Here is a 23380-nt window from a genome sequence, read left to right on the forward strand (position 1 = left end):
TGGCGTACGTCATCCCTAGTGGTCACTCAGCTGCTCCAGGTTCATGTGACGGTTGATGGTGGCCGGGGACGGATCGACGGCGCCCAGGCTGGCGCAGATCCGGTCGCTGAGCAGCCCGAGACAGCTCAGGTTGGGAAACCCGGGGCCCTGCCGTAGATCGGCCAGGCCCGGGAGGTACAGCGCGGGGGTCATACCGCCGACGGACAGCGACCGCTCGATCGACATCTGGACCCGCTCCGTGGTCGCGGCCCCGCCGATCGCCAGCTCCAGCCGATCCAGGGCGGAGCCGTCGAACAGCTGCAGCATCCACAGCTTCCATGACCCGCGGGCGTCGATGACGTAGTCGTACCACTGGCTGAGGTGGCCGCTGGCGGTCTCAATGCCCAACGCGATCTGGTCGTTGACGGTCTCGACGCCGCTGACCCGGCCCTCGACGTGCACGATGCGGGTGTCTAGACGCAGTTCGTCCATCACCCGGGCCGAGAAGACCCCGCGGTCGGCGCGCTTGATGACCTCCCGGCGCTGGGCAAGCGACAGTGTCTCCCACCGGACGCTGTCGGTGAACACGCTGTTCTCGAAGTAGCCCTCGCCGCGGGTGAACAGGCTCGCCCGCGGCGCGATCACCGAGATGCTCGTCGCCTCGTGGCGGCACATCTCGTGCAGGATCGCCCCGGCGGTCTCCCCGCCCCCGATGACCGCGGCCCGGTCCACCGCCGGCAGCGAGCGGTTCGCCACCTGACGCCAGAAGGTCGCCGGGCCGACGACGTTGGTATCGAGCGTCTCCCATTCGCTGACCGGCGCGCCCGGGCCGGTGACCATCAGGGCGTCCGCGGTCAGGGTGTCCGCCTGCGGCCAGCCTCCGGTGCCGCCGTCAGACCCGTCGGCGCTGTCGAGTTCGATCGTCCAGCGATCGGTGGAGACCGACGCTGTGCGCACCTGCGCGGTCACCACCCGCGCCTCGGCCTGAGTGGCCGCCCACTGCAGATACCGCGCCCAGTCGCGGTGCCGGGGCGGCGGCCGCCCCCGGTCGACCCACTCGCCGAAGCTGCCGGCCGCCACCAGGTATGAGCCCCAGGAGTAGCGCAGCATCGCGTGGTCGATGTAACGGTTGAAGCCACGGAAGTCGGCCGAGCGGTACGGGAAGCCGAGGTCCTTCTCCGGGCTCGTCCCAAGCCGGTGCATGCCGTCGGTCCAGCCACCGGCCGCGGTCCAGTTGGCCCCGACCGCCTCCCGCTCGACGATGATCACCTCGGGGGCCGGCAGGCCGAGGTCGGCCAGCACCCGCGCCTTCACGGCAACGGCCAGCGCCTTGGGCCCGCCGCCGATGCATACCAGGGTCGGCGCCCTCATCCGTGATGCTCCTTCCCCGCAGTCGAACCGATGAGCTCGCCCCGGACTGGCGTGAGCATGTCGGCCAGGCGTTGGCCGAGCCCGGCGACAGCGTCGCGCCGGTATCGATCCGTACGGAACGTGATGTCGATCTCCAGGCCGGCGACACCCGGCCAGATGTCGAAGGTGAGGTCGGTGGTGCTCGCCGGGTGGACAGGCGCGAGCGGCACCATCGTGGTCGGGCCGGCGGGGCCCACCCGAACGCTCGGGGCGTCCGGGCGCCCGAACGCCACCACGACCCGCTCGGGCGGGCCGAGCACCGGCCGGCCGAGGTGGTTCAGGCCCCGCATGACCCGCTCGTAGATGCCCCGCACGGTCGGCACCGGCTCCGCGGCCACGGCCGCGGCGTCGATGCGCACCGGGATGTGGTGCACGAGGGGGCCGACGGTGCCCTCGACGGTGGAAGGGACGCCGTCGGGCGCCGCCATCCACAGGATGGGCGCGTCCGGACCGAGCAGCCGGCCGACCGCCGCCAGCAGCACCGACCGCTCGTCAGATCCTGCCAGCCCGGCCAGGCTCTCGACCATCGACCGCAGGACCGGGTCCGGCGCCAGCCGGACGTGATCGACGGCAGGCCGTCCGCGGCGAGCGGCGTCGCTCCCCCTGGCGACAGGGATCTGCAGCTCCCGGGCCCAGTGCGCGGCGTGCTCCCCGGCGGCGAGCGAGCGTTGCCACAGCGCGAACTCGCCGTGGTGCATCGGGTACGGCGGCCACTGCGGGGCCGCGCCGGTCGCCCTCGCGCGGTAGGCGGTCGCCAGGTCGGCGGCCAGGACCGGCATCGACCAGCGGTCGGCGGCGACGTGGTGCACGACGAGCAGCACCAAGGCGCGGTCGGGCGCCTGCACCACCAGCTCGGCCTGTACTGGAAGCTCGCGCCCGACGTCGATTCGGCGGACGGCGGCCCGCCACATCGCTGCGACGTCGTCACCGGCGACCGAAGTCGAGACCCGCAGGCCGCCCCCAGTCGGGGCCGGATGGACGCGCGGGCGGCACACTCCGTCCGCGTCGCGGCCGTATGTCGTGCGCAGGATGTCGTGCCGGGCCAGCAGATCACCCAGCGCGGACTCCAGCGCCGACCGGTCCAGCGGCCCGCGGACCTGCACGCCGAATACGACGTTGTCGGTCGGGCCGGGTCCGTCGCCGGCGAAGCCGTCCAGGATGTCGGTCTGCCGCACGGACAGTTTCGGCCCGGACGCGAGCGAGAAGTCGCCCGGCGCTGGCCCGGTCCCGCTGCGGGCGGCGGGTATCCGGGCCGGTACCCGCCGGGCCGTCACCCGGGCCAGGTCGAGGCGTTCGGCCAGGGCGGCCGGCGTCGGACGTTCGGACAGCGTGTCCACCGGCAGGTCGACGCCGAACTCCGCCCGCACCCGGCCGAGTAGCCGGGCCGCCAGGAGCGGATGCCCGCCGAGGTCGAAGAACGAGTCGTTGACCGCCACCTCCGCGGCCCCGGTCAGCTCGGCGAACATGGCGCACAGCCGGCGTTCGGTCGCGGCGGCCGGTTTCCGCGCTGCGGTGACGGACCGTTCCAGGGGTCCGAGGAGCGCGTCGCGGTCGAGCTTGCCGTTGCGCGTCAGCGGGATCGCGTCGATTCCGACGATCCGCTGCGGCACCAGGTGGCTCGGCAGGCTCGCCGCCGCGGCCCGCTGGATGCGGTGCTCGGCATCCGGCGAGAGGGGCCCGCCGCCGGGCAGGACGACATGGGCGATCAGGCGCCGGCCTCGGGTCGGATGGTCGTCCAGCGTGACGACGCACTGCGCGACGTCTGCCGCCCGGGCGACCACCGACTCGATCTTGCCGAACTCGATCCGGGAACCGTGCAGCCTCACTTGCTCCTCGGCCCGACCCAGGAACTCCAGGACGCCGTCCGGCGACCATCGGCCGAGGTCGCCGGTGCGGTAGAGCCGTCCGCCCTGGGTGAACGGGTCGGCGACGAACCGTGCAGCGGTCGGACTGGGCTGGCCGAGGTAGCCGAGCGCGAGTTGGCCGCCCCCGACGTAGATCTCGCCGACCACGCCGATGTCGACCAGCCGCAGGCGGTCATCGAGCACGTAAACCTGGGTGTTGTCCTTGGGCGTGCCGATCGGGACAGTGCGCTGTCCCTGCGCCACCGCGACCTCGTACCGGCTCACCGCCAGGGTGGCCTCGGTCGGGCCGTAGAAGTGAGACAGCCGGGCGTCGAACGTCGCGTTGAACCGGTCGGCGAGGGCGCCCGGGAGTGCCTCGCCGCCGACCGGGACCCAGTGCAGCGACGTCCATCGTTCCACCGCCGGGCGCGCCAGAAAGGCCGCCAGCTGTGAGGGGACCAGGTGCATCGAGGTGATGTCGTGCTCGCGCAGCAGGCCGGTCAGGTACCCCACGTCGGTGAGTCCGGTCTCGCGCGGGATGACCAGGCGGGCGCCGCTGGCCAGGCAGCCGAAGATCTCGCCGATGCTCGCGTCGAAGCCTGGCGAGGCGACCTGCAGGACCGAGTCCCCGGCCCCGAGGCCGGAGCTGCGCAGGATCCAGCCGAGGTATTCGGTGATGGCGCGATGGGGGACCAGCACGCCCTTCGGCTGGCCGGTCGACGCCGAGGTGTAGATGACGTATGCCGGGTACTCTGGTCGCGGCCCGGTGCCGCCGCCAGGCCGGCGCGGCGGGCGGTGCGGAGATTTGCCGGCGGCGAGGTCGTCGCGCGGGCCGATCACAACTGCCGGGCGGGCGTCACCGACGATGTGGGCGATGTGCTCTTCGGGTTGCGCCGGATCGATCGGCAGGTACACCGCGCCGAGCTTCACCGCGGCCAGTGCGGCAACGACGAGGTCGGCCGACGGAGGCAGTACGCACGCCACCCGGGAACCGGCGCGGATTCCCTGGGCGGCCAGCCGGTCCGCGGCGAGGTCGGACAGCGCGTCGAGCTCGCGGTACGTGATCGCACCGGTATCGGTGACGACGGCGTGGGCCCGGGGCCGGGTGCGGACCTGGTGGGCGAACAGCTCCGGCAGCGTCGTCGGTGCGGTGTGGTCCTCGGCGCCGCGCGACATGGCGAGCACGCGGTTGCGGGCCCGGTCCGGCAGCACCGGCAGGTCACCGATCGGCCGCGTGAGCGCGTCGTCGGTGAACCTCGTCAGCACGCACACCGTCTGCTCGGTCATGGCGTCGGCGACCGCCCGCTGGATGACATCCACCTGGTACTCCAACCGGAGCACGCACTCCCGTCCGGCGGCAGTGTCACGGATCTCGTAGGCGAGGCTCAGCGGGACATCGGTGTGCCCGGTGTGGGAGGTCAGGATCGTCGCGGATCCACCGGGTGGCGCGAAGAGGGTGGCCGGCGGACGGAGCCGGGCGAAGCGAAGCCGCACCAGCGGGTCGCCGGCACTGTGCCGCTGGGCCGCCCGCGCGTCGGCGGCGACTTGGGACACCAGCTCGCCGAGCCGCCGGCGCTCGTCGACCCGGCCCCGTAGGACGGCCGCGGCGGCGACGTTGCCCAACGCGATCAGGAGCTCCTCGGCCCGGCAGGCGCGCGTGACGACGATCTGGAACGCGGTCAGCAGCACCGCGGCCAGATCCGTGCCGGCGCGGCGAGCCAGGCGGTCCAGCGCGACGGTCTGCGCCACGGACAGCACGGTCTCGGTCATTGCCGAGTCCGTCCGCGGTACGCGGCCGCCGGTGGTCTCACCCGGGAACTCGATCGGCTCCGGCGGATCGGCGATCGGCACCAGCCGGACGTCCGAAGCCGCCGTGAGGTCGGCAAAGGGGTCCGCGCCGGCGGCCACGTCGCCCGCAATGCCCTGGGAGACCCTCCGGTAGGCGTCGGTGAGCGCGCCGAAGTACCCGCCCCAGCACCCTTCGTCCCAGGCGATGCGATGCGCCACGACGACGAGGACGTGCCGTTCGGCGGTCAACCGGATGACGCTCACCCGGACCGGCGGCTCGCGCTCGACGTCGAATACGTGCCCGAACTCGCGCCGGATGAGCACCCGCACCGGTTCGCTCGCGGCGGGCGGTCCACCGGCCGGCTCGGAGACGGTCCATTGATTGACCAGACCCGTGACTACGCCGTCAGTGACCGGCCGGGGCTCACCTGCGGCGTCGAGCGTGTAGGTGGCGGTGATGACCGGGAACCGTTCGGCCGCGTCCCGGATCGCGGCGTCCAGGACGTCGAGGTCGAGGGCGCCGACGACGTGCAGCGCGATTCCGAGGTTGAGCGCGCTGCTCTGCGGGTGCGCCTTCGCCAGGAACCACATCCGCTGCTGCTCGCGCGACATCTGCGGCGGGCCGGGTTGCACCGGCGTCATGTCGCGGTGAACCGTACGACCAGCGCCTTCTTGTCGATCTTGCCGACGGCGGTCAGCGGCAGCGCGTCCAGGACCTGCAGCGAGTCCGGGAATTTGAAGGTCGCCAGCCCGCTCGCCCGTAGATGCTCGATCAGGCCGGCCAGGGTCGGCACCACTGCCGCCCGGGGGACGACGACGGCGCAGACCCGCTCCCCCAGCGTCGCGTCGGGCAGCCCGATCACGGCAGCGTCCCGGATGTCGGGGTGCCCGAGCAGGAGTTGCTCGAGCTCGTCGGCCGGGACGCCCTCGCCGCCGCGGTTCACCACGTCCTTGACCCGCCCGGTTACGACAAGGTGGCCGCTAGGCTGCACCTGCACGAGGTCCCCGCTGCGGTAGAAGCCGTCCGCGGTGAACGCGCGACGGTTGTGCTCCGCTGCCCGGTAGTAGCCGCGGATGGTGTACGGACCGCGGGTCAGCAACTCGCCCACGGTTCCCGGGGTGACCGGACGGCCCTCGGTGTCCACGACCAGGATCTCGTCCTCGGCCAGCAGCGGCCGGCCCTGGGTCGTCGCCACCACCTCGGCGGAGTCGTCCGAGCGGGTGTAGTTGAGCAGGCCCTCGGCCATCCCGAAGACCTGTTGCACGGTGCAGCCAAGCGCGTCCGGGATGGCACGGGCGGTCACGGCGGCCAGCTTTGCTCCGCCCACCTGCAGCAACCGCAGGCTGGACAGGTCAGCGTCCTCCCACTCGGTGGCCGCCACCCACAGCTGGGCCAGCGGCGGCACAACCGCAGTAACGGTCACCCGGTGCCGCTCGATGGCCGCGAACGCCGACTCCGGGCTCGGGTCGGCCAGGAGGTGCACCGCCGCGCCGACGCCGAGCGCGCCGATGATGCCCGGGCAGGCGAGCGGGAAGTTGTGGGCGCTGGGCAGGGTGGCCATGTACACGTCGTCGGCGGTCAGCCCGCAGACGTCCGCGCTCGCCCGGGCGTTGAGGTCGTAGTCGTCGTGGGTTCGCGGGATGAGCTTGGGGCGTCCGGTCGTGCCGCCCGAGATGAGCAGCAGGGCGGGCTCGGAGGGGTCGGCGGCCGACCCGGGCCAGTCTTCGCCCGCCGCGTGGCGATGGTCGGCGATCAGCCCGGCGAGCGATCGGTAGGGGCCCGCCTCGCCGGCGATGACGACGTGCCGGATGGCCGGTACGTCGGCGCACACCCGAGCGGCCAGCTCGCGGTGATCGAACCCGGCGACGATGTCCGCGGTGATCAGTGCGGTCGCGCTGGCCAGCGTGGCCAGATGCGTGAGCTCGGCCTCCCGATGGCCGGGCAGGCACAGAACCGGCAGTGCGCCGCAGCGCAGCAGCCCGAACAGTACGACGGGGAAGTCCGCGGTGTTGGGCATCTGCACGATCACCCGGTCGTGGGGTCCGAGGCCGAGGCCGACGAAGCCGGCCGCCGCAGCGCCGACCCGCTCATCCAGCTCCGCGAAGGTGAGCGCGCTGTGTCCCAGCACGGCCGGCCGGTCCGGCCAGCGGTCGGCCCAGACCCGCGGGAGGTCACCGAGCCGGACGCCGCGCCACAGCCCGCGCTTCCGGTAGCCGGCGGCGACGTCGTCGGGCACCGGGACGAACCCATCGAGGCGTAACGATTGAATCGGTGAGGTCATGTTGTCTCCCGGGCCATGCGCAGGATCAGCACCGGAGCACCGCCGACGCTCGGCCTGGTCAGCCACCACAGCTCGAAGGTCGCCCCGTGCCGAACCTGCGTGAAGTTGGCCCTACTCGATGGATATTTAGGTAAGGCTAGGCTAAGTAGAGAGGGTGACACGGTCAAGCGTCCGCACTATGTTTGGTTAGCCTAACCTACTCGACGCGCCGGAGACGCCCATGATCATCGGGGAACGCGCTGCCCCGGACATCACCAAGACCGACCCGATCGCGCTGGTCGCGGGCCTCGCCCGGTCCGGTTTGCACGACGAGTACGTCGTGTACGAGCGGGCCGGTGAATGGGTCTACGCCGGAGGCACCCGGTGCCGGATCGCCCTCGACTCGGACCGGGTGGAGATTGTCTTGCCCGACGGCACCCGCCGCACCGAGACCGTCCACAATGGAGGAGCGGTAGCCCTGGCCACCGCGCTGGCCGCCCTACCTATGCCACAATGGCGCGCATACGGCTGGATCGGGTTCGACTTCGCCGGCGGCACCGACACCGGCGGACGCCCCGCCAGGCGGCTGGCCCGGCTGCTCATCCCGTCGGTCGAGGTCAGGGCCAGCGCGGACCGCGTCGAGATCACCAGTATCGATCCCGCGGAGGCTGACGCCATCCGCGCCGTCATCGATTCCGACCGGCCGTTCCCCGCACCGGGACCGGAACTCGTCGACGTACGCCAGGACAAGCAGGGCTACCGCGACCACGTCCGCCTGGCGTTGTCGGAGATCGCCGCAGGCCGGTACGAGAAGGTCATCCTCTCCCGGCGGGTTCCCCTGCCCGGCCCGGTCGACTTCCCGGCCACCTATGTCGCCGGCCGCCGGGCCAATACCCCTGCGCGGTCGTTCCTGCTGGGCCTGGACGGCCTGCACTGCGCGGGTTTCAGCCCGGAGCTCGTGGTGACCATCGACAAGCACGGCCTGGTGACGACCAACCCTCTCGCCGGGACCCGGGCATTCGGATTCGGCAGCCTCGCCGACCTGGCGGCGCGGGCCGAGCTCGTCACCGACCCGAAAGAGGTCTACGAGCATGCCATCTCGGTGCGCACCGCACTGGAGGAGATCCGCTCGGTGTCGGTACCCGGCAGCGCGCGGGTGTCGGAATTCATGGGCGTCGCCGAGCGCGGCAGCGTCCAGCACCTGGCCTCGACCGTACAGGGGCAGCTCGCGGAGGCCCGAACCGGCTGGGACGCGTTCGAGGCGCTGTTCCCGGCGATCACCGCGTCCGGCGTGCCGAAGGCCGGCTCTGTCGACGCGATCAACCGCCTCGACGAGCCGCGCGGGCTCTACTCCGGCTGTGTGGTGATGACATCCTCCGAGGGCGACCTCGACGCCGCGCTGGTGCTCCGGGCCGTCTTCCAGGAGGACGGCCAGGCGTGGCTGCGGGCCGGAGCGGGGATCGTCAAGGGATCCGTCCCCGACCGGGAGTTCGAGGAGACCTGCGAGAAGCTGCGCAGCGTCCTGCCGTTCGTGGTGCCGCAACTCTGAAACGAACTCCGTCGCATGGCGAGCCGGCCTGACGTTCCCACCTTTTGGCAAAAGATAGGTCAGGCTAACCTAAGCGCCATGAGCAAAGGCTTCAACGGTCTGGTCCTCAAGGCGTTCGGTGGTAGCGACTACCGGCTCACCGTGACCTCCACCCGGCAGATCACCGATTCCTACCTCCGGCTGGGCTTCACCGGCGGCGGCCTGCTCGCCGACCACCCGATCCATCCCACGCAATGGGTCCGCCTGTGGTTCGCCGACGGCTCCGGGACCCTGCAGCAGCGCGGCTATACGCTGGTGGACCCAGACTCCGCCAGCGACACCTTCGACATCGAGTTCGCGCTTCACGAGGGACCCGCGGCCCGATGGGCACGGCAGGCCCAGCCCGGGGCCGAAATCGAGGCGACCGTGATGGGCTCGAAATTTAAGGTCCCCGATCCGCTCCCGTCGGAGTTCGTCATCTTCGGCGACACCGCATCGCTGCCCGCCATCAACTCCCTGCTCGACGCGATCGGCGACACGCCCGCCCGGGTCTGGCTGGAATGGCAGCACGACTCCGACAAGGACATCCCGGTGCGTGCGCGCGACACGACCACCATCACCTGGCTGGAGCGGATCAACGACGGTCAACTGCTGCGCGAGGCCGCCGAGCAGATCACCTGCCCGCCCGACGCGTTCGCCTGGATCGGCTGCGACGGCCTCACAACCCGATCGATCACGCAGACCATGCGCGGCCGGCACGCACTGCCGAAGCAGTCCATCAAGGCGCAGGCCTACTGGAAATGACGTGAACCCCCGGGGCGGTGGCGCATCATGACGTCATGATGCGCTCGGCCGGATAGGCGGCTCACGCTCCGGGAGCGGGAACGACGGAAGGTCGTCGGGGGTGCGGGGCACCACGTACAACGCAACCTTGCGGTCCGCCCGCATGTAGTGCTCGCCCAGAAACACGCCACCACCGAACGCCGACAGCCGGCGCATGACGGCGTTGCGGTAGTCCGGCTCGAAGACCACGCGACGGCATTTGGGCTCCAACTCGAAGATGCTGCGGATCAACTGGGGCAGCAGTCGTGGACCCAGACCCTTGTTGACCATCGACGTCACCGCGATCGCCGCGTGCATGCCGAGGTCGTACGGGTCCGCGTCATACGTACCGGCGATCTGGTCCTTGGCAGTGCGGTAGATCTCCAAGTAGGCGATCGGCGTGTCATTGAACTCAGCGATCAGCGGCAGCGAGTACGTGCCGTCGACCTGCGCACGCAGGTGTGCGTACCAACGCTCCTCCGGCCAGTCGTACTCCCATGCCGCGGCGAGGTGCGGCTGATTCATCCACGCCGTGATCATCGCCGTGTCCGGGCCGTTGGGTTCCGCGGCACGAATCCGGTACGGCGGGTCCACCATCGGTACTGGCGGCCCTGCGACATCGAGGATCTCCTGCGGCAGGTCCCGCAGCTCACGGGCGAGGACGGGGTACGTCTCAGACATGTGTCGATCTTTCCGTCGTCGGCAAATGGGAACATCAGGTCTTGCATATTAGGTTAGCCTCACCAAACATGATGGAAGCAACTCCGTCGGCCACCACGGCGGCCTGGTGCGGCGGATGCCACTGGAGGGTTCATGAGTTCTGTCATGGTCGAGGCGAACGACCTGATGAAGACGTTCGGCACCGTGCGCGCACTGGACGGTCTGTCGCTCAGGATCGAGCAGGGCACGATCTTCGGGCTCCTCGGCCCCAATGGCGCCGGCAAGACCACCGCCATCAACGTGTTCACCACCCTCGAACGGCCCGACGCCGGCCAGGTCCGCGTCGCCGGCTACGACGTGACCCGTGACGCAGCACAGGTCCGCGGCGTCATCGGCGTGACGGGACAGTTCGCAGCGCTCGACGACAACCTGACCGGGCTGGAGAACCTCGTCCTCTTCGGCCGGCTCATGAAACTCGGCCGGCAGCAGGCCAAGGCACGTGCACGGGAACTGCTCGAACGCTTCGACCTGGTCGAGGCCGGCGCCCGGCGGACCAAGACCTACTCCGGCGGCATGCGGCGACGGCTGGACCTGGCCGCGTCGCTGACCCGCGAGCCGACCGTGCTGTTCCTCGACGAGCCGACGACCGGCCTCGACCCACACAGCCGGATCGCACTCTGGGACATGGTGCGCGAGCTACGGGACAACGGCATCACCGTCCTGCTCACCACGCAGTACCTGGCCGAGGCCGACGAACTGGCCGACCGGATCGCGGTCATCGACCACGGCCGGGTCGTCGCCGAGGGTACGGCCGGGGAACTGAAACAGCGGGCCGGCGGCTCTGTCTGCCACATCACGCTGCCGGACAACGCCACCCGCGAACGGGTTGCCCGCGAGCTGGCCGACCTCGGCGAGGTGACCGTCCTTCCCGACGGGGTCAGCCTCCCTGCAGCCGGCCCGGAGACCCTCGTGGCCGTGGTACGCCGGCTCGACGAAGCCACGGCCACAACACTGTCCGATGTGGACATAGAAGACATCGGTCTACGCCGCCCGACCCTGGAGGACGTGTTCCTGCGCCTCACCGGCCAGGGCGCCCACCCCGAAACCGCCGAGGTGGCGACATGAGCCTCGACTCGACAGTGCTCGCTGGGCGACACCTGCGGCTCATGTCCCGTCGACCGGCCTCGATCATGGGCGCGGTCATCCTGCCACTGCTGTTCGCCCTGCTCTTCTTCACCGTGTTCGGCAAGGTCATGGACCGCGCCGGCATCGACTACATCTTCTACCTGCTGCCCGCGATCATCATCCAGGCCACTTTCTTCACCGCGATGTCCAGCGCGCAACTCGCCGCCGAAGACGTGACCGGCGGGACGCTGCGCCGCCTGCGCGTCATGCCGATCCGCCGTACCGCCCCGGTGTTCGGGCTGCTCTGGGCCGAGGTAACCCGCGCGGCGCTGTCGATCGGGGCGCTGGTACCGGCATCCGTGGCGCTGGGGTTCCGCTTCCGTGGTGGTCTTCTGGCCTCGGCCGGCTTCATACTGGCGTCGCTGGCCTTCGCCGCGGTCCTGTGTACCTGCTTCATCGCGATGGGTCTCACACTGCGCCGAGTGGAAGCCGTCCAGGGAGCAAGCAACCTCATCTACTTCCCGGCCCTGCTACTGTCCAATGCTTTCGCCCCGGCCTGGGCCTTCCCGTCCTGGCTACGACCCGTGGTGGAACACCAGCCAGTCAGCCGCGTCGCCGACGCCATCAGGGCCCTCGCCGACACCGACGTCGGTCTGACCCGGCCGCTGCTCATCGCCACGACATGGCTGGCCGGCCTCCTCGTCGTCGGGCTCGGCTTCGCCACCCGTGCCATCGGACGTGCCGCGTGACTATCGCCGTACCGCCACCCGCGCGGGCCTCCCTGCTGCACGACACCATGGTCATGACCGGCCGGACCCTGCTGGTCACCCTTCGCTACCCGACCGCCCTGTTCATCGCCGTGGTCTTCCCCGTACTCCTGCTGCTACTCATGACAGCCAGCTTCGGCACGATCGTCCTGCCGGGTCAGGGATACCGGGCCTTCGTGAACTTCGGCCTGCCGCTGTTCGCCGTCATGGGTGTCCTGTTCTCCACACTAGGCACCGGCGCGACCACGACCATCGACCTCCAGGCGGGGTTCGACACCCGCCTGCGGACGATGCCCGTCTCGGCGGCGGCGCCGCTGCTAGGCCGAATCGCCGCCGACTCCCTCCGCAACCTGATGACACTGGTATTGGTAGTCGCGGTCGGGATAGTCATGGGCTTCCGGTTCAACACGGGCCCGGCCTCGATCATCGGCTTCTTCGTCCTGCCACTAGTATTCGCGTTAGGCGTCGTGTCGCTGGTGCTCGCCGCGGCGGTACGAGCCACCAGCGCCGAGTCCCTGACGTCCGGTCTGAACGCAGGATTTCTCCTGATCTCGTTTCTCTCCACCGGCATGGTCTCGTTGGCCGATCTGCCCGGCTGGGCCCAGCCCATCGCGCGGGGCAACCCGGTCTCGCTGCTTGCCGAGGCGATGCGCGTGCTGGCCCACGGCGGCCCGCTCACGCGCCCCCTGCTCGGCACCCTGGCCTGGGCGGTCGGGCTCATAGCCGTCTTCGGACCACTCGCCGTCGCCGGCTACCGGAAACGACGTGCCGCTCGACAGTAGATCCGCTCAGCCTCGGCAGCACCCAGGTTGTCCGGCACCACGTGGATCTCCTTACTGACATAGATAGAACTTGATGCCCTGACGTAGGAACGTCAGGAACGTTGTCGGGATGGTTGGTGCCTCCTCCCACCCGGGCCAACAGGCGGCGGCTGGTTGGCTTCTGGTGGTGAGGGTGGCCTTCTGGCCGGTGAAGCGTTCGAGCTACCCGCCACAACCCACCGGAGGGCTGGCAGGGCGCGTTCCTGCGCCGCGGCTGGCGCGGCGGGTCAACCCGCCAAGACCCGCGGGCGACACCGGCGCCCAACCTGCTCACCCCTGCCGCAGCCGGAGGCCGGTAACCACCGCTCCATCAAAGCGGGGGAGCTCAGTTTCGAGTAGTCACGGGTGATCTGCGCTCTATCCCGCGTGTACGGTGGCGGGTAATCGGCAACGACGGCCCGCCCGCAGTATCCTGCTCCGGGCTGGCCTGGATGCCAAACAGGCCCGGCCTGGATCTCAAACAACTCGCCGCAGCGGTGCGACGCCGATCCGCAGGTCCGCCGAGCCGGCGACGGACTCGGTCACGCCTTGGTCAGGGTTGCCCAGGTCGCCTGGCTGGTGAACCCCTCGAACAGCTTGCGATGGGACGCCCTGAAGATGGCATCCCATCGCACGGCGCCGGCTTACTCGGCGGATCTCAGGCGTATGTCGCCAGAGTCACTGATGCGGTGGCAGGTCAGCACGCGCCGTCCGCGCCCCGGCCGTCAGGTATCTGCGCGCGTGCCGAACGCAGTGCATAGAACGCGCGGGAACGGGCCGTGCCGAGCGGGACGCCGAACTGCTCGGCAGCCTCGCGAAGCGAAGCACCGCGTAAATACACCTCGACCAGCACCTCTCGATGTCGGTGGCTGACTTTTTGCAGGATGCCGCGTATCAGCCCCACGTTGACGACGGATTCCGTAGGATCGGCGATACCAGCAAATATCTCCATGTCCGCGACACTCATCTCGAGCGGTCTGACCCGGTCGGCCCGGGCGGCGTCAATGGCGACCCGCTTGGCGACCGTGAACAACCAAGACCGCGCCTGACCCGGGTTGGTCGGCAGCCGATCGACGAACCGCCAGGCTCGTAGGAACGTCTCCTGCAACAGATCCTCGGCGAGTTGCCGACGCCCCGAGGTCAACTTCAGGAGGTACCACAGTAGCGGCTTAGCAGTCGCTTCGTACAGGGTGCGCATTCGTTCCTCTGGAGACTGAGCACCGCGGTCGGCCCATTGCGGCTCGACATCGATCGTCGTCATGACGGGCTACTCCCCTCGGCTTAAGGACCGACAGCAGTCCACCAGTCCGATATCGACGCCGAATCGGTGACGTTAGAGCCTGGTACCGAACCGATGCCGATCCTGAGCCACAGGTGCAGAGATCGAGCCGCAGTCCGCCTCGCAGGGGACCCACCCACAGGCTTGGGCGCGACTCGGCGGGCGGCGCATACCGCCACCCAGGTAGCGAGAGGGCGACCGCCGTGGATCACCTGCCGGCGAGACCATCCAGCTTGATGCGGACCTGGTTGGCCCCGACGTGACCCAGATCGTCGAACAGCTCGAGTGCCCGCTTCCACGCCAACTCGGCCGCCGAAAAATCGTCGGCGTTCCGATAGCAGTCGCCGAGATGCACCAGCGAGATTGCTTCGTTGTACCGGTCACCAAGCTGCCTGAACAGCGTGCCAGCGCGACAGTGGGACTCAACGGCCTCCGGCAAGGCGCCGAGCTGGGCATGAATGTAGCCGAGGCTGTCGAGCGTGCTGGCCATACCGTCGAGGCTGCCCGCCCTTTGGAACGCCGCCATTGCTCCGCGGCAGTCAGCAAGAGCACGCTGGTGGTCTCCCAACAGAGCGTGGCACCAACCGCGGTCATTGAGCGCGCTGGCAATGCCTGCCTCATCGCCAATCGATTGGTACAAGTGCAGCGCCCGCTCGCTATGGATGAGCGCAAGCTGGTACTCACGCTGATTGCCATGTAAGTAGGCCACGGCGCGGTGGGTTCGCCCTCGGCTGGCGAGGTCACCGATCCCGTCATAGAGCTCCAGCGCTGCTGATAGCTGCTTGGCGGCGTCCTTGGGCCGGTTCAGTCGTGCGTATGCACTGCCGAGACTGCGCCGAGCATCGGCCTGTGCCCGAACGTGCCGAGTACGCTCCCCGGTGTCCAGGGCCAGCTGTTGCAAGTAGACCTGCTCTCGCCAATGTCCATGTCGCTGGAACAGGTCCGATACTGTCGCCGCGAACCGCTCGATGTATTCCTCAAACTGGTACCGGTCGGCCAGTCGAATCATTGCGACCAAGGCGTGGTGCTCGGTCGTCAACCACTCCCGAGCGGTGTGATGGTCCGTTATCGCGGCCGTTACGACGCCGACAAGTGCAGGCGGTAGCTTCGGCGGTTGCCACTGTGGCTGTAGCGCGACGACTGAGTCGTATGTTGCGTGTAGATAGTGATCGAGCAGCCGGTGCACCGCTGCCCGCCGCTCGGTATCGACCTCGGTGGTGCGCGCCAGTTCCGCCGCGTACTCCCGTAGCAGGTCGTGCATGACGTAGCGCCCGGGTCGGTGCTCGCGAACCAGGTTCGCCTCGGTCAGTTCAGCCATCGCAGCCCGTGTCTGGCCGACGGGCCACGCCAATACACTGGCCGCGGTGGACAGTGCTGCGTCCGGGCCTGGGTGAAGGGCCAGCATAGTGAACGCACGGGAGGCAGAACGACTCACTCGGCGGAGCGACCAGGAGAAGACGGCCGACAGGTCGACTGCCTGGTCGGGATCACCCAGCACTCCAAGTACGCCATCGTTCAGCTGTCCCATGACATCCGTCATTGACCACTGCGGGTTCATGACGATCCGTGCCGCAACAATGCTCAGCGCCAGTGGCAGGTGGCCGCATGCCTCGAGCAGTGCGGATACCCACTCACGCTCGTCGTTCGCCAGTCCAGCTCTTGACCGCAGGAATCCTCGCCCCTCGGTGTCAGTCCACGCATGTACCTCGACCGAGCGGGCCTGCTCCCGGGCGATGAGCCCGGACATTCTGGCGCGGCTTGTGACCAGTACGAAGCAGCCAGCCGAGCCGGGCACCAGCGGTCGGACTTGCTCGGCGTCAGCCGCGTTGTCGAGCAGAATCAACACTCGACGGCGGGCCAACATCGTTCGATACTGGGCAGTCTGGGCATCAGGGTCGGCTGACACCTGCTCCGGCCGGACGCCGAACGATTCGAGTACCACGCGCTGCGCCTCGCCAGCCGACATTGCTTGCTCGGTTGGGTGAAACCCGCGCAAGTTGAGGTAGACCTCGCCGTCGGGGAACCGATCGGCAACCTGGTGCGCCCAGTGCACTGCCAGTGCGGTCTTCCCCGCCCCTCCCATGCCATGGATCACGGCCACAACAGTGCCTCCCGGCGGCGCGTCGCCCGTCGGCAGAAGCAGATCAAGCTGGCGCATCTGCTTTTCGCGTCCGGTGAAGTCCAGGAGGTCGGCGGGCAGCTGCGCTGGTCCAGCTGCGGCGGCCGGCCCGAGAGGCGCCATCGGTGCGCTGCCCCGCAGAATTTGCAAGTTCAACTCCTGCAGCGCAGGACCTGGGTCGATGCCTAGCTCTGCAGCGAGGACACGCTGCGTATCCTGATACACGGCCAGCGCTGCGGCTTGCTGGCCAGTGTTGTGAAGGGCAAGCATGAGCAGTCGCCGGAACCGCTCGTCGAGTGGGTACGCGGCGACCAGGGGCATAAGATCCTCGATCGCCTTCTGGTAGGAGCCAAGCTCGACCTGGAGTCCATTCAAGGTCTCCAGAGCGTTGAGCCGCAGCTTGTCCAAGGCGTCGCGGGACTGTTGGACGTAGCGGCCAGTCAGGCCGGCCAACGCCTCGCCCTTCCAAAGCTCCACGGCATGGCGCAGCGATTCGACTGCGCCGCCGGAGTCACCGGCTCGGCGAGCACGCTCCGCAGAGTCCGTCAGACGCCGGAAGTCCGCCAGATCAACATCGTACGCGCCGGCCTCGAGCAGATAGCTCGCACCAATCGAGCGGATCAATGGCGAGCGGGCATCAACCTGCGCCAGACTTCTGCGGAGCCGATAGATGTAAGTACGGACGGTATGCTCCGCGGAACGCGGATAGTCCCCGTCCCAGAGCGCGTCGAGCAGGTGCCCCAGCGGCACCGAGGCACCGGCGCTCATCAACAGTGCCGCCAGGACCATCCTCTGCTGAGGCGGTCCCAGGTCTATCTCGTCCGTGCCGTGCCAGGCGCGAACCGGGCCGAGGATCGCGAACCGGTACGGTGCACTCCTGCCGATCGGCATATCCCGAAGGTAGCGCGCACTGCCGATCGTGCCACCTGATGCATCGTGATGCGAGACCGAACGTCGACTACTCGACTCCACGCGCTGCACATTCACTGCAGCAAACGGTTGCTCGGTGAGGTCCGCCCGGCTCGGGACCGGGCGCGAAGTACTTACCAACGGTACGGCGTGCCTTCTCTGTGTCGGCAGGCATCTGTCGACCTTGCTGATCGCGAACCTTCAACTTGTGGAAGGTTCCCAATCCGGCGCTGGCCTCGGGCGACGTGGGCTGGATGGGCGTTGTTGGTTGGCCGGGACATGTTCAGTCGCCCCGGCCAACCAGGCTGCAGATCAGGTGACGGTAACTCTGAGGATGATGTCGGCTCCGTTGGCTGCGCCGCCGTTGTTGTCACAGTTGGTAGTGGTGAGCCAGAATGCGTCTGCACCGGGCACCTTGATGACGGTGCGGAGTCTGCCGTAAGCGCCGGTGTAGTAAGCCGTCGGTGTGCCGGTAGTCTCACCCGTCAGGATTGGGATTCGCCAGAGCCGCTGACCTCGTAGGGCGGCCATGTAGACCACGTCACGGACGATCGTGATGCCGCTCGGCGAAGCCTCGCCGGTCGACCACTGCCGCTTCGGGTTCTCCATGCCGGCCACGCCGCAGGTGCCTTCACAGGTTGGCCAGCCGTAGTTGCGGCCCGGTTTAATGAGGTTGAGTTCGTCGAACTGTACGTTCCCGAACTCTGCCTCCCATAGACGGCCTTGTGAGTCCCAAGCGAGACCTTGCGGATTGCGGTGGCCGTAGCTGTAGACGAGCGTGCCGAACGGGTTGCCGGGCGCCGGCGTGCCATCGGTGCGCATCCGGAGGATCTTGCCGTTGAGCGAGTTGAGATCCTGGGCCCGGCTGGAGGTCTGTCCGTCGCCGGTGGTGGCGTAAAGGTATCCGTCCGGGCCAAACGCCAGGCGGCCGCCGTTGTGGTACTGGTTCTTGGCGATGCCCTGAAGCAGGACTGTATAACCGCTCAACGACGAGCCGGTGTAGGTCATCCGGACGATCCGGTTACCCTCCGCAGCGGAATGCATGAAGTAGACGAACCTGTTTGTGGCCCAGTTCGGGTCGAAAGCGACGCCAAGCAGGCCACCCTCGCCGTTGGTCGTGACCACGTTAGGGACGCTGCCGACGAGCGTCTTGACACCGCCAGTCGTGGCAAGCCGGTATACCCGGAACTGTCCGCCCACGACCTTGTCGTCCCGTTCGGTGACGAGAGCGGATTGGCCGTCCGGGGCGAAGGCAATGCCCCACGGGATGGTCCAGCCGCCGGAGTACGTGGCGATCGCGGACGGTACACCGCCGCTGCACCCGGTAGTGGTGAAGGTGGCGGTATTACTGGGCGGTGATATGTTGCCGCCGGCATCGCGGGCGACAACGCTCAGCGTGTACGTGGTGTTGCATGCCAGACCGGTAACAAGAGCAGTTGGCGCGGGTGGAGTACCGGCTACCGATGTGATCACGGTATTGCCGATGCGGATGTCGTAGGCGGTGACCCCGACGTTGTCTGTTGCGGCGGTCCAGGTGAGGGTCGCGCTGGATCCGCTGAGGTTGCTCACTGCCAGGTTCGTTGGTGCGGTTGGCGGTTGGCCGTCGGCGCTGGGCCGAGTGGTGCAAGGCGTCTGCGGACTGGCCAGCGAGGTGTTGCCGGCCGCGTCTCGGCCGAAGACCACCAGGTTGTATGTGGTGTTTGGTGTCAGACCCGTCAGGGTGGTCGAAGTTACATTGCCCACGGAACGCAACAGATTGCCATCACGGTAGATGTCGTATGCCGTGACCGCCACGTTGTCGCTTGATGGGGGCCAGGTAAGATCGAGATGGGTGTCTGCGATATTGCTGCAGGACGGCGCGCCTGGCGGGGACGGGGCTTGCGAGTCGGACTGGCCGGTGACCCGCAGCCTGTCCAGGTTGGGGCCACCGCCGGCGGTGATGGCGGTCGCTCGAACTGTGTTGGTCCCAGCGTTAAGAGCGACTGAAATGGTCTGGTCGGCCCAGGTGTCCCAGTTGGCAGTCGGGTTGAACGCTAGGCCCAGCGCGGCGGCGTTGCCGTTGACGGTGATGTCCATCGGCCGGTTGGCACCGCCGGCATTGGCGTATCGGAAGGTGAGCTGGACGGTACCGGTAGTGCCGCGAGTGACGTTGAACTGCACCGCCGACCCGGCGACGTTGGTGTAGTCGACGAATCCGGTGCCCGTGTAGTTGAGATGGTCGTTCGCGACCATGCCTTGTGTGATGGTGGCGTTCTCGGCCTGGTAGTCGGTAAAGCTCGGCGGTGTGGCAGTGTCGATGTCGATGGCGTCGATGTTGGCGGGCCCAGCAGCTGTGGTTGCCGCGATCCGGATCGTGTTGGCGCCGGCGTTGAGGTTGACAGTCACGGTTTTGGTTGCCCAGGTGTCCCAGGTGGCGGTGGCGTCGAAGTTGCTCGCCGCTTGGACCACCGAGCCGTTCACGCTGATATCGGCGGGGCGAGCCACGCCGCTGCCGTTGGAGTAGCGGATGCCAACGGTGGCACTGCCCGCCGCACTGGCGGTCACAGTGCACTGCAGCCACGCACCGACGACGTTGGCGACGTTGGCGAAGCCGGTGCCACTGTAGCCTGCGTGATTGGCGTCGATTGTGCCTGCAGACATGCCGCAGTTCGACCCCTCAGCCTCATAGCGGGTCGGTGCGGCCGAGGCCGGCAGCGCCTGCAGCGCGACGCTCGCCAGGAGACCGATCGTGCTTGCGATCAGTACTTTCTTTCTCATGCAATCCCTCACAGACGTCGATGTTCGGCAAAGCCCGCAAACTCATCGATCACTGCACATTGCTAGCGCGACACCTCCTCGTAGAAGAGAAGGAACGCGCCAAGGCCATGGAAATCGTTGGTGGCTTGGGGGCGGCTGACGTAGTAGGGGTAGCTGCCAACACCGGTACCGATGGAGATGTTCGATAGGTAGGTCAGCCCGTCGCTGTGCAGCGAGATCCGGTCCAGCTCACCCCGCTTGCCTGAATCCGCGTTTGGTTGGTAGGTCGCAGGTACGTATCCGTGTCTCACCGCCGCGTTGATGGTGTAGGCATACATCGCCGAGCACGACGTCTCGGTCCAGTTGTCTCCCCGACCACTCTTGTCAACGACCTGGAACCAGCGACCGCTGGCTGGGTCTTGGTAGGTGGCAAAGCCTCTTACCAGGTTCTGCACAATGGAGACCAGCTGGGCGCGGCGCGGGTGGTCAGGCGGGATTAGATCGAGCACCTGGATGGCGGCGACACCAAACCAGCCCACGGCACGACACCAGTATTCAGAGGCCAAGCCGGTCGATGGGTTCGCCCAAGACGCCGCCTTCGATTCGTCATAGGCGTGCTTCATGAGTCCATTGGGCTGCTGCAAGTGGCTGGCGTACACGACCAGTTGTTTCGTGGCGATATCGAAGGACTGGGTGCTGTCGCCGACGTACCGGCCGTACTGAGCCATGAATGGGTCTGCCATGAACGTGCCGTCTGCCCACAACTGACGGGCCAGATTCGTAGCGTGCCAGAATCCACCGTCACTTGTGATGGGGTAGCCACCGCCAGGGACGAGTCGGTCGTGGATCTGTTTGGCGGCTAAGCGGTACTTCGCCTGGCCTGTCTCGCGGTACATTGCAATCATCACCTGGCCGGGCATCATGCTGTCCAGGTTGGTGAATCCGTTGTTGATGTGGCCCGAGCTGTCAACGAACCGGTCGGCCCAGCTCCTGATGTAGCCGATCAGCGCAGCCCGACGGATCGGGTCGGTCGTGCGCTGGGCAACCTCGTATTGACCCATCATGTACAGTCCGACCGGGTAGCTCCAGCCGCCTACACTCGACGGAGTGAACCGCCGCATCGTGGAGTCAACCATAGCGTCGGCCCAGTTCGTTTCGCCGGTCTGCCCGTCCGAAACGGTGAGCGAGTCGAGGTTTGCCAGGCCATTGGCATTGGTTCCGGTGATGCGTACCAGATTCGCGCCGGGCGCGAGGGTTACCGGAACCGACGCGATCTCCCAGTCGTCCCAGTTCCCTCTGCCCGGGAAGGGAAGGGTGGCCACGGCTTTGCCATTGAGGCTGATGCTACCTGGACGGTTCACGGTGGTTCCGTTCGCATACCGGAAGCCGATGTTGACACTTGTCGACGTTACGGCAGATATCGCGAACTCGACGTAGACACCAACCTCGTTTGCGGTGTTGACGAAGCCCGTGCCCGTAAAGCCAGCATGATTGGAGTCCACCGTGCCGCGTGAGACGGTAGCCTGTTCCGCCTCGTAGATTGTGGACGCCGCCAAGGCATGACCTGGAGTCACCAGGCAACCGACGACAAGCGCGGCGGCGAACGTTGCTGGAAACACAATCGCAGGTTTCGAGATCACCCCGGTTTTCCTCTCGATCACTAACAGTGGTCAAATTCGATGTTCGGGTGAGTCGCCACAAGATTGATCACCACGGTACTGATGCCGCGGACCGGGTCCCTGCGTCAAATGCCGACTAGCAATACTGGCCCTTGACGCAGGGACAAAATGCGTTCATCAAACTTGGATCGGAACCACCTTCACTGCGGTGGCACTCCGATGCCCAGTTCAATCAGCATGGTCCGTGTTTGATCAGATCCTGGACCACCTCTGATTTGCGCCACTGACGCAGTCCCACAGCTGAAGTTGCGCCCCGTTCCCAACGCCGTGACCAACCACATCAACGCACTTGCCGGAACCAGTGTTTCTCAGTTCGCCAGCCGCGGAGATGGTGAACTTTTGAGCATTGGTGCCATTACACGTATACAGTTGCACCGCAGCACCATTCGCCGTACTTGCCGCCGCAACGTCCATGCACTTTCCAAGGGCGCGGATGGTGCCGTCCGAAGCAACCGTCCACTGTTGAGCAGCTGTGCCGTTGCAGTCGTAGATCTGCAGGCGGACCCCGTTCGCAGAGTTAGCCCCGGGCACATCAATACAACGCCCGCTCTCGACACCCCGGAGTGCACTGACACTACCGGTGGGCGGATTCGTTGGCGGGTTGCTTGGCGGACCCCCCGACGTGCTGACGTGGATGTAGTCGATAAGCATTCGGTTGATCGCCGGTGTGCTGGTGTTCGGAGCGCCTGGGAAGTTGCCACCGACCGCCAGATTCAAGATGATGAAGAACGGGTGATCAAAAACCCACCGGTTGCCGCGAAGACTGGCTGGAGTCGCCCGGAAGTACTCCGCACCGTCGAGCGTCCAGACGATCAGATTCGGAGACCAGTCGATCGCGAACACATGGAAGGCGTTCCCTACCGGCTGGCCGATGTTGCGCGTGCCACCAACTGCACTTCCGCCCGAATATCCGGGACCGTGAACCGTGCCGTACACCGTATTCGGGTCGCGCCCGACATTCTCCATAATGTCAATCTCGCCGCCATTCGGCCAGGTTCCCCCACCGAGCATCCAGAAGGCTGGCCACAGGCCGGGCCCCTTGGGGACCTGAATCCTGGCCTCAATGTGACCGTACAACTGAGTGAACTTACCGGAGGTCTGAATCCGCCCGGACGTCCACTGACAGGTGCCATACCAGCAGCTACGACCGCCGCTTTCCCGGCGAGCCTCGATCACGAGGTTACCCTGACCATCTTGGAAGACATTACTGGTGCCGCTGTTGTAGTACTCGAGCTCCTGGTTGCCGAAACCGCCGCCGCCAGTGTCGAAACTCCACTTCGAGGAGTCGACTCCCTGCCCGGAGGCGCCGTTAAATTCTTCATTCCACACGACCGCCGCCTGGGCAGCGACCTGCCCCGAGGCAACAGTCAAGCCGGTCGCGAACACCGATGCAATCAATGCAGTAGAGGCAAGCCTCGCAAATCTGTGCACCTAAACACCTCCAAAAGTTGCAACAAGCGGCGCAACGATGACTCAAACGTCGAGCGTGGAAAATCGGCGCAGCACGCGATCGCACGCGATCGATTTCGTCTCGGCGGTACACGCTTTGGACTCGCGCAGCCGGCACCGACGCTGCCCCGGGCCAGCCGCCGGCCCGGGACAGCGCACCGGATCGTTACGGGTAGTTGACCCAGTTGGCGACGTTCGACGAGGAGTTCGACGGGCCGCCCGTGT

Annotated in this window: 14 protein-coding genes; 5 read left to right on the top strand and 9 right to left on the bottom strand. The window is 67.5% G+C overall.

Annotated elements, in window-relative coordinates; all coding sequences use genetic code 11:
• Nucleotides 1–15 precede the first annotated feature (15 nt).
• The 3 genes from ABZS66_RS32325 to ABZS66_RS32335 are packed head-to-tail and all read right to left on the bottom strand — an operon-like array spanning nucleotide 16 to nucleotide 7303.
• The gene (locus ABZS66_RS32325) at nucleotides 16–1350 is read right to left on the bottom strand and encodes a SidA/IucD/PvdA family monooxygenase (protein WP_354764322.1); all 1335 of its coding nucleotides are present in this window, start codon (nucleotides 1348–1350) and stop codon (nucleotides 16–18) included.
• Complete coding sequence (locus ABZS66_RS32330; protein WP_354764324.1) at nucleotides 1347–5663, bottom strand: amino acid adenylation domain-containing protein; 4317 nt, start codon at nucleotides 5661–5663, stop codon at nucleotides 1347–1349. Before ABZS66_RS32330 ends, ABZS66_RS32325 begins: the two co-directional genes overlap by 4 nt.
• The gene (locus tag ABZS66_RS32335) at nucleotides 5660–7303 is read right to left on the bottom strand and encodes an AMP-binding protein (protein ID WP_354764326.1); all 1644 of its coding nucleotides are present in this window, start codon (nucleotides 7301–7303) and stop codon (nucleotides 5660–5662) included. The genes ABZS66_RS32330 and ABZS66_RS32335 overlap by 4 nt, the downstream gene beginning before the upstream one ends.
• 220 nt (nucleotides 7304–7523) lie before the next feature.
• On the opposite strand from ABZS66_RS32335, the gene ABZS66_RS32340 reads away from it, so the two are divergent.
• Complete coding sequence (locus ABZS66_RS32340) at nucleotides 7524–8831, top strand: salicylate synthase (protein WP_354764328.1); 1308 nt, start codon at nucleotides 7524–7526, stop codon at nucleotides 8829–8831.
• 78 nt (nucleotides 8832–8909) lie between these two features.
• The gene (locus ABZS66_RS32345) at nucleotides 8910–9614 is read left to right on the top strand and encodes a siderophore-interacting protein (RefSeq protein ID WP_354764330.1); all 705 of its coding nucleotides are present in this window, start codon (nucleotides 8910–8912) and stop codon (nucleotides 9612–9614) included.
• A 33-nt stretch (nucleotides 9615–9647) separates the two neighbouring features.
• On the opposite strand, the gene ABZS66_RS32350 is transcribed toward ABZS66_RS32345, so the two are convergent.
• Nucleotides 9648–10313: a GNAT family N-acetyltransferase gene (locus ABZS66_RS32350; RefSeq protein WP_354764332.1), complete on the bottom strand. Its 666-nt coding sequence runs from the start codon at nucleotides 10311–10313 to the stop codon at nucleotides 9648–9650.
• 132 nt (nucleotides 10314–10445) lie between these two features.
• On the opposite strand from ABZS66_RS32350, the gene ABZS66_RS32355 reads away from it, so the two are divergent.
• Genes ABZS66_RS32355 through ABZS66_RS32365 form a run of 3 tightly spaced genes read left to right on the top strand, consistent with a single transcriptional unit; the run spans nucleotide 10446 to nucleotide 12966 of the window.
• Nucleotides 10446–11417: an ATP-binding cassette domain-containing protein gene (locus tag ABZS66_RS32355; protein WP_354764334.1), complete on the top strand. Its 972-nt coding sequence runs from the start codon at nucleotides 10446–10448 to the stop codon at nucleotides 11415–11417.
• Complete coding sequence (locus ABZS66_RS32360; RefSeq protein ID WP_354764336.1) at nucleotides 11414–12166, top strand: ABC transporter permease; 753 nt, start codon at nucleotides 11414–11416, stop codon at nucleotides 12164–12166. The genes ABZS66_RS32355 and ABZS66_RS32360 overlap by 4 nt, the downstream gene beginning before the upstream one ends.
• The gene (locus tag ABZS66_RS32365) at nucleotides 12163–12966 is read left to right on the top strand and encodes an ABC transporter permease (RefSeq protein WP_354764338.1); all 804 of its coding nucleotides are present in this window, start codon (nucleotides 12163–12165) and stop codon (nucleotides 12964–12966) included. The genes ABZS66_RS32360 and ABZS66_RS32365 overlap by 4 nt, the downstream gene beginning before the upstream one ends.
• Before the next feature lie 715 nt (nucleotides 12967–13681).
• Here the strand turns inward: ABZS66_RS32365 and ABZS66_RS32370 are convergent.
• The 5 genes from ABZS66_RS32370 to ABZS66_RS32390 form a co-directional block, all read right to left on the bottom strand.
• The gene (locus ABZS66_RS32370) at nucleotides 13682–14245 is read right to left on the bottom strand and encodes a sigma-70 family RNA polymerase sigma factor (protein ID WP_354764340.1); all 564 of its coding nucleotides are present in this window, start codon (nucleotides 14243–14245) and stop codon (nucleotides 13682–13684) included.
• Between the two features lie 226 nt (nucleotides 14246–14471).
• The gene (locus tag ABZS66_RS32375) at nucleotides 14472–17273 is read right to left on the bottom strand and encodes a BTAD domain-containing putative transcriptional regulator (RefSeq protein ID WP_354764342.1); all 2802 of its coding nucleotides are present in this window, start codon (nucleotides 17271–17273) and stop codon (nucleotides 14472–14474) included.
• Between the two features lie 330 nt (nucleotides 17274–17603).
• Entirely contained in the window at nucleotides 17604–20048 is a 2445-nt protein-coding gene (locus tag ABZS66_RS32380) for a PQQ-dependent sugar dehydrogenase (RefSeq protein WP_354764344.1), read from the bottom strand.
• 62 nt (nucleotides 20049–20110) lie between these two features.
• A complete protein-coding gene (locus ABZS66_RS32385; protein WP_354764346.1) occupies nucleotides 20111–21667 on the bottom strand; it encodes a glycoside hydrolase family 88 protein in 1557 nt (518 codons plus the stop codon).
• Between the two features lie 231 nt (nucleotides 21668–21898).
• A complete protein-coding gene (locus ABZS66_RS32390; RefSeq protein ID WP_354764348.1) occupies nucleotides 21899–23137 on the bottom strand; it encodes a ricin-type beta-trefoil lectin domain protein in 1239 nt (412 codons plus the stop codon).
• Nucleotides 23138–23380: the final 243 nt, after the last annotated feature.

The sequence above is a fragment of the Dactylosporangium sp. NPDC005572 genome (genome assembly GCF_040605515.1).
Classification (GTDB): Bacteria; Actinomycetota; Actinomycetes; order Mycobacteriales; family Micromonosporaceae; genus Dactylosporangium.

Coding starts and splice junctions, on each gene's coding strand:
- ABZS66_RS32325 (WP_354764322.1), bottom strand. CDS start 1,350: ATGAGGGCGCCGACCCTGGTATGCATCGGCGGCGGGCCCAAGGCGCTG.
- ABZS66_RS32330 (WP_354764324.1), bottom strand. CDS start 5,663: ATGACGCCGGTGCAACCCGGCCCGCCGCAGATGTCGCGCGAGCAGCAG.
- ABZS66_RS32335 (WP_354764326.1), bottom strand. CDS start 7,303: ATGACCTCACCGATTCAATCGTTACGCCTCGATGGGTTCGTCCCGGTG.
- ABZS66_RS32340 (WP_354764328.1), top strand. CDS start 7,524: ATGATCATCGGGGAACGCGCTGCCCCGGACATCACCAAGACCGACCCG.
- ABZS66_RS32345 (WP_354764330.1), top strand. CDS start 8,910: ATGAGCAAAGGCTTCAACGGTCTGGTCCTCAAGGCGTTCGGTGGTAGC.
- ABZS66_RS32350 (WP_354764332.1), bottom strand. CDS start 10,313: ATGTCTGAGACGTACCCCGTCCTCGCCCGTGAGCTGCGGGACCTGCCG.
- ABZS66_RS32355 (WP_354764334.1), top strand. CDS start 10,446: ATGAGTTCTGTCATGGTCGAGGCGAACGACCTGATGAAGACGTTCGGC.
- ABZS66_RS32360 (WP_354764336.1), top strand. CDS start 11,414: ATGAGCCTCGACTCGACAGTGCTCGCTGGGCGACACCTGCGGCTCATG.
- ABZS66_RS32370 (WP_354764340.1), bottom strand. CDS start 14,245: ATGACGACGATCGATGTCGAGCCGCAATGGGCCGACCGCGGTGCTCAG.
- ABZS66_RS32375 (WP_354764342.1), bottom strand. CDS start 17,273: ATGCCGATCGGCAGGAGTGCACCGTACCGGTTCGCGATCCTCGGCCCG.
- ABZS66_RS32380 (WP_354764344.1), bottom strand. CDS start 20,048: ATGAGAAAGAAAGTACTGATCGCAAGCACGATCGGTCTCCTGGCGAGC.